This is a genomic window from Moorena sp. SIO4E2 (genome assembly GCF_010671945.1).
Taxonomy (GTDB): domain Bacteria; phylum Cyanobacteriota; class Cyanobacteriia; order Cyanobacteriales; family Coleofasciculaceae; genus Moorena; species Moorena producens.
This window is the reverse complement of sequence record NZ_JAAHIE010000451.1, coordinates 1-6,115: the sequence shown is the minus strand read 5'-3', so window position 1 is coordinate 6,115 and position 6,115 is coordinate 1. Positions and strand designations below refer to the sequence as shown.

Sequence of the window (6,115 nt, the reverse complement as noted above, 5' to 3'; positions counted from 1 at the left end):
ATTCCCTCACGGTCTCGACTAATACGCCTCATGTTTGGTTCTGGATGGCGCTCCCCCAACATGCCAAAAGCCGAGGTGGTGAAGCAATCAATGCTTCCAGGTCCCGATTGCTCCCAAGCCTGCAATCGTTTCATAACTTCAGGAAAGCGAGCGGTTGCTACATACGTCGGTTGATGGCGATTTACCCATAACTCAGGCTGTTCGCACTTGGTGAGAACCAGGGCAATGCGCCGGTGTATCACCCCTGTTTCTGCTCGGTCTAGTGCGATCAAAAATTTATCCAGACCATTGGCATACTCTTTGTCTTTGCGATTAGCTAAGCCATCAACCAGTAACATAATGCCGTTGGCTTGCACGGCATCTTCTAGGTAATCCCGAAGCAAGGGGGTAGCTGCTTGGTACAACACATCTTGGAAAAACTCTCCAGAATAGTCTTTACAATTTATGTTGAGCCTTACCAAAGAGGAACCGACGCTGGTCTTGAGCCGCCGCCAGGAAAACTGGTCTTTGAGAACTATCTCGATACTATAATCTTTAACGTCATCGACATTAGCATCCAAGGGAGTGCCTTCTAACTGCTCCCCTTGTTCTAAAATTTTCTTGGCTTTGTCGATTAGTGCTTCCCCATCTTCATTAATTGGTGTGACTGTCTGCACTGGACTGGTGGAGGGGTCAGCTCCAGGCCAACGAGCCAAGGCAGCCATGTAGGTAGTTTTGCCAGATTTACGGTCTCCAATCACCCGCACACTAGCACTCAGTTGTGCTGGTTTAGGCAGGATTTTTTTCCCTAACTTGTTTTTTCCTAACCACTTATCAAGCATTGACTCCTATCCTGTTGCCTGTACTGAGCCAATAAAGGGGGGAAAATATACTATAGGGTTGCCATTTATCAGGCTCTCTCAGCACTGACATTTCTCCATCCCATCCTGGTTCATTGATACGATTAGGTCTGGGGTCATTTCGACCCAAAACCCCAAAGGTTGATAAAGCAAAAAAGCGCAAGTTTTCTGGTGCAATCTCCGATTGAAGCAATAATTTAGTTTGTCGTAAATGCACATCAAACAAGTCAAATCCTGGATCAAGCCTGCCCGGCCACAGTTCCCCTCGTTCACATTTAGTGATGGCCACCGCTACCCGTAAGTCTTTGGTTCTTTCATAGAAATCGATTTTTTGAGTAAAAACCCTCAATTTTTGAGCGTAATACTCATCACTATTTCCTTGCCACCCAGTCAGGAAAATTAAACATCCCCCTACATCCTTACTTAAGAATTCTTGAAATAAATCTTCGTGTTTCTGGTATATAAAGCCTGATTCTAATTCGTCAAAAAGTTCTCCAGCAGCATCTTTAACTACTAGGTTAATAGTTTCGTTCTTATGGAGCTTTCTCTTCACTTCGATCTGAAAGGAGTAAACAGGTAAATCACTAACCCCTCCTAAAGGAAGTCTTGTGCCTTCTAAGGAATCTCCTGACACGATTATATTTTTAGCTTGTTCAGCAAGATATTTAGCATCGTCATTCAAGGGGTGGACGCTAAACGTCTTCTGGTTAAACGCCATTTTTCGCTTTGACCAATAAGCCAAACCAGCTAAATAAGTTGTTTTTCCTGATTTTCGCGGACCAATCACAAAGATATTTCCCATCTTGTAATTCCTCTATTAACGTAAGGGGTCAGCGGTCAGCGGTCAGCGGTCAGCGGTCAGCGGTCAGCGGTCAGTAGACGTAACTAAGATTAAACAAAGCTTAGGTGTTTTATTTTAAAGGGTTTGTTCAGCGTGCAGATCACCTGATAACTGATAACTGATAACTGATAACTGATAGCTAATAGCTGATATAGAAAACCTAAATGAATTGAGATAATTTTGATGCCATATTCCCTACTCCCTACTCCCTACTCCCTACTCCCTGTTCCCTGTTCCCTGTTCCCTTTGCTATAGCTGATAACTTATAGCTTACCTCCTAACTAGCAAGAAAGCTGGCTAAATAAATCCAGGGTAGTTCTAACAGAGCACGATTATAAATACTGGTAATAAAACAACGCACAGGCACCCCCGCAGGAGGTTTAGTCATGGCTACTAGTTGACGTTGCACTGGTCGAAAGTAGCGCTGGGAAACATAGCTATTACGTTGATACCAGTTTTTCCGAGAACGCAGTGGATCATAGGCAAGCTGAAAGGCTTCTTGCTCTAAATCGCAAAATAGATCGGCTTTGTTTAAGCAAATCACAATATGTCGTACCTTGGGGCAATCATTATGAAAAAAATCTACCCACCGTTGAAATCTATTACACCACTGTTGTTGAGTAGGAAATTCCGAGAAGTCTACCGGAGCCTGGGGTGATAGCATCTCCCGATAGGGTGGCAAGACTAGCAAAATCCCCTCGCTCTGCTTTACTGCTGCCAATACCTGCTGCCATTGTTGGGGATTATCCAGCTGCCAGGATTTGCGCCAGACTTCCCCCGGAGTATCGATCCAGTCTATAGAGATGGTCTTGCGACCAGCCGGTAACGTTACTTCTACATCAAGGGAACGAGTGGTATAGACATTACTTGGATCAACTGGTGTGGGTCGAAATTTGTCTTCTGTTTCATCAAAGAAGAGTGCCTTAAGGTTCTCGTAACTCTGGTTGGGGATATGGACATAGTCAAATATAGAGTTAGTTAACTCAATGGCTAAGGCTGTCTTGCCGGTATTGCGATCGCCTATGTAAATTACTGCCACCGTCTAGTCGAGATTACTATCTTATGGTATAGTACCAACTTTATCAATCGGTGAGGTGCAAGGTTTTAGGGAGTCGGGATTGGGAGTCGGAAGTCGAAGCTCCCGACTACCTCAAGAATTTCTTACAAAAATTAAAAAAATATGCTATAATATAATATTTTTTGTGCTACAATCAAATTGTGGACATAAAATCCACGGGAAGAGCCAGCCTAGGGATTTTCGTAGGCTCAAGGCTGGCTCTGGGTTCCCCTTAAAGGAGATAACTTCATATTATGTCTTATCGTCCATGCCTATACCCATGGGTTATGATTCGCCTATCACCACGGAGGCAACCAGTAGTATTCGCTCGGTTCCGCAACCGTTCTGATGGCGAGAGCTATTTGCAGGCTCTGAAACCTCTGATGCCTAATGCCAAGTTTGTCCTTTTTTTTGATATAGGTCTGCCCATGGATCAAGAAGAGAGTACCTAGGGTGCCTTAGGGGCGGACGCTGCTGGCGAATTCGTGAAACCCTTATTCTGCCGTAATCTGCTCCCCTCTCCCAAGGTTGGGAGAGGGGCTGGGGGTGAGGGCTGATCGGGCTTCAAGGTAAGTTCGCGAAATATTTCGCCAACAGCATCCGCCCCGTAACGCACCACCTTTGGCATTGGCATTGCTGAATCTTGGAATCAATAGGAGTAGAGTGGGCATCCTGCCCGCTCGAAAATAAGGAGGAAACTGGCAAGATGCCAGTTCTACACAAGATGCCAGTTCCACGCCTGATGCCCATTCCACAGGTGCGACCCAAGGCCGGGTTCCCCGGCCTAGGAGGCGCGCACCTACTCTTAAAATCATTCCATTATTAAGCAACGCCTTGGCATCACTGCAATTCCTTATATAATTCCTTAAACCGACGCTGCTGCTGATTATGATCGACAATTGGTGCTGGATACCCACACATTTCGCGTCCGCTTTCAGGAATCTTCCCACTCACCACATACTCCGTATCCACAGAACTCAACTCCGGTAACCATTCCCGAATATACTCACCGTCCGGGTCAAACTTTTTAGCCTGACTAGCTGGGTTAAAAATTCGCAATGGTTTAGGATCCATCCCACTAGAGGCACTCCATTGCCAACCACCATTATTAGCACTAAGGTCTCCATCCGATAACCGCTGCATAAAATACTTTTCCCCCCACTGCCAATTAATAATCAAATCCTTAGTCAGAAAACTAGCAACAATCATCCGACAGCGGTTATGCATCCATCCGGTTTGATTTAACTGCCTCATCGCAGCATCAACGATCGGGTAGCCAGTCTTGCCCTCACACCAAGCTTGAAAGAATTCTGGATTATTATCCCAGGGAAAATCTTGGAATTTCTGGCGATAAGGTCCTTGTGCTAATTCTGGGAAGAAATACATAGCATGTTGGTAAAACTCCCGCCAAGCCAGTTCCTGTTGCCAAGTTTGGATACTTTGGCGAGCTTCATCACTGCGACTCAAATTATAAGCATTCTGAGCGGCCTGCCAAACCCTGCGAATCCCAATCACACCAAACTTGAGAGCAGCACTAAGTTTCGAGGTACCATCCACCCCTGGGAAATTACGTTGTTCGTGATAATCCCCAATAGTGCGATCGCAAAATTCCTCCAGTATCTCTTGGGCTACCTTTTCCCCTGGTGGCACTAACAGTTCATTCTCCCAGACATACCCCAAATCTATAGCACTAGGTAAATCAGTCACCCCTGCTGCTAGGGCATTGTCTTGTTCTATTTCCGTCAAGGATTCAACCCTAGTCAAAGTTGCCACAGGTTCTGCCTTAGATTGACCTTGCCAATTTTTCCAGAAAGGAGTGTAGACACTATAGGGATTGCCAGACTTAGTGAAAATTTCTCCTGGTGCGTGTAATAACTGATCCCAATAGTTATAGACAGCAATACCCTTTTCCTTCAACCCTGCTGCTACATCTTGATCCCGTTCCTTAGAATAAGGTTCCACATCCCAATTCCAACAAACAGCCTTAGCCTCCAGAGCAGCAGCTAAATTAGGAATTCCTTGCCTAGGGTCTTGATGTAGGATTAATAGTTGACTACCAGCTTGCCTGTAACCCTGCTGCAATTGTTCTAAGCAGCCAATCATATAAGTTACTCTTGCTGGGGCAATATCATCCCGCTCTAGAATAGTAGGGTCAAGACAGAAAACACCGACAAGCTTGGGACTTAGCTCAAAAGCAGCAGCTAGTCCCACATTGTCAGAAATCCGTAAATCACGGCGATGCCAGAATAGAATCAGGTTAGTCATTCAAGAACGGGCGAGCCATAAAAAAGCTGGAAATAGATTTAGCATCCACTGGCTCACCCTCCAAGATAGCTTGTTCTAACTCTTTTGGTGTCATTAAAACCACCTCTATATCCTCATCATCATCTTGCTTAGGAGGGGCTTCCAATTTCTCCAAATCCTCCGCCAGAAACGCATAAATGTACTCATCGGAATAGCCAGGAGCAAGGGGAAATTTCCCCAAAGATTTCCAGCGATGAGCGCGATAGCCAGTTTCTTCTTCTATTTCCCGTTTAATAGTTTCAGCTGGGTTTTCATGGGATTCTACCGTACCAGCAGGGAATTCCAAAAGACGCCCACTAACAGCAAAGCGATATTGCCGTACTAGTACCAGTTTACCATCGGGTGTTACCGGTACCGCCAAGGAACCACCAGGGTGACGGATACATTCCCATTGCCCTTCTGATTGATTAGGAAGACGTAGATTATTCACCTCGAAACTAAATCGTCTTCCTTGGAAAAATAGGTGTTTTTTCAGGAGTTGAGGGGGTTCTTGACCAGGTAGCATAAGAAGTATGAAAGATTAAGGATTAAGCATTCAGCGGTCAGCGGTCAGCGGTCAGCGGTCAGCGGTCAGCCAAAGGCTGATAGCTGATAAGGGTCAGCGGTCAGCGGTCAGCCAAAGGCTGATAGCTGATAGCTGTTCGGTGTAGCGTGCGCGTAGCGCTAATCGCTGTTCGCTGATACGCGACACGCTGATAGCTGATAGCTGACCTGCGATCGCAAATCCCGTCACTGATTCTACCCAATCCGGGCAATTTGTGCCAGGGAAGCACCAAGGCTCTTTCCCCCATGGGCTTTCAGCTTTAGGCTAATGGTTACCAGACCTAGAGTAAGGGTGACTGCTTCCCGGATGCCAGTTTTTTAAACTCCAGTTTTTTAAGCTGTCGTCCCATCTGTGTTTAGGAATTCAGTAACTAATGTTACCAGCTGTTTAGAACTAACTGTTACTAAGCTGTTGCGCATTTAAACTGTGATAACAGCATTGCCTTTGTTTTTTATTTTTCGTACCCATTTTATAATTAACCCTCCTTCATTTAAAAGATGATTTAACAAACATTATAATTCTTCAATTGA

8 protein-coding genes are annotated in these 6,115 nt (G+C 45.3%); 1 reads left to right on the top strand and 7 read right to left on the bottom strand.

What is annotated here, in order from left to right; all coding sequences use genetic code 11:
• From F6K37_RS30215 to F6K37_RS30205, 3 genes are all read right to left on the bottom strand, one after another.
• Positions 1 to 821 (bottom strand): hypothetical protein (locus tag F6K37_RS30215; RefSeq protein ID WP_287254196.1); only part of this gene is annotated, 821 nt, incomplete at its 3' end.
• Positions 814 to 1,641 carry a hypothetical protein gene (locus F6K37_RS30210; RefSeq protein WP_287254194.1) on the bottom strand — a complete coding sequence of 276 codons (828 nt, stop codon included), beginning with the start codon at positions 1,639 to 1,641 and terminating at the stop codon, positions 814 to 816. The genes F6K37_RS30215 and F6K37_RS30210, both read right to left, overlap by 8 nt.
• Before the next feature lie 316 nt (positions 1,642 to 1,957).
• The gene (locus tag F6K37_RS30205; protein ID WP_287254192.1) at positions 1,958 to 2,719 is read right to left on the bottom strand and encodes a hypothetical protein; all 762 of its coding nucleotides are present in this window, start codon (positions 2,717 to 2,719) and stop codon (positions 1,958 to 1,960) included.
• A 272-nt stretch (positions 2,720 to 2,991) separates the two neighbouring features.
• On the opposite strand from F6K37_RS30205, the gene F6K37_RS30200 reads away from it, so the two are divergent.
• Positions 2,992 to 3,189: a hypothetical protein gene (locus tag F6K37_RS30200; RefSeq protein WP_287254190.1), complete on the top strand. Its 198-nt coding sequence runs from the start codon at positions 2,992 to 2,994 to the stop codon at positions 3,187 to 3,189.
• A 42-nt stretch (positions 3,190 to 3,231) separates the two neighbouring features.
• Here F6K37_RS30200 and F6K37_RS30195 read toward each other — a convergent pair whose 3' ends face one another.
• From F6K37_RS30195 to F6K37_RS30180, 4 genes are all read right to left on the bottom strand, one after another.
• Positions 3,232 to 3,552, bottom strand: a complete 321-nt coding sequence (locus tag F6K37_RS30195) for a hypothetical protein (protein WP_287254189.1) — start codon at positions 3,550 to 3,552, stop codon at positions 3,232 to 3,234.
• 25 nt (positions 3,553 to 3,577) lie between these two features.
• The gene (locus F6K37_RS30190; RefSeq protein ID WP_008189337.1) at positions 3,578 to 5,002 is read right to left on the bottom strand and encodes an FAD-binding domain-containing protein; all 1,425 of its coding nucleotides are present in this window, start codon (positions 5,000 to 5,002) and stop codon (positions 3,578 to 3,580) included.
• Positions 4,995 to 5,546, bottom strand: a complete 552-nt coding sequence (locus tag F6K37_RS30185) for an NUDIX hydrolase (RefSeq protein WP_008189336.1) — start codon at positions 5,544 to 5,546, stop codon at positions 4,995 to 4,997. The genes F6K37_RS30190 and F6K37_RS30185 overlap by 8 nt, the downstream gene beginning before the upstream one ends.
• 100 nt (positions 5,547 to 5,646) lie before the next feature.
• Positions 5,647 to 5,832 carry a hypothetical protein gene (locus tag F6K37_RS30180; RefSeq protein ID WP_044495103.1) on the bottom strand — a complete coding sequence of 62 codons (186 nt, stop codon included), beginning with the start codon at positions 5,830 to 5,832 and terminating at the stop codon, positions 5,647 to 5,649.
• Positions 5,833 to 6,115: the final 283 nt, after the last annotated feature.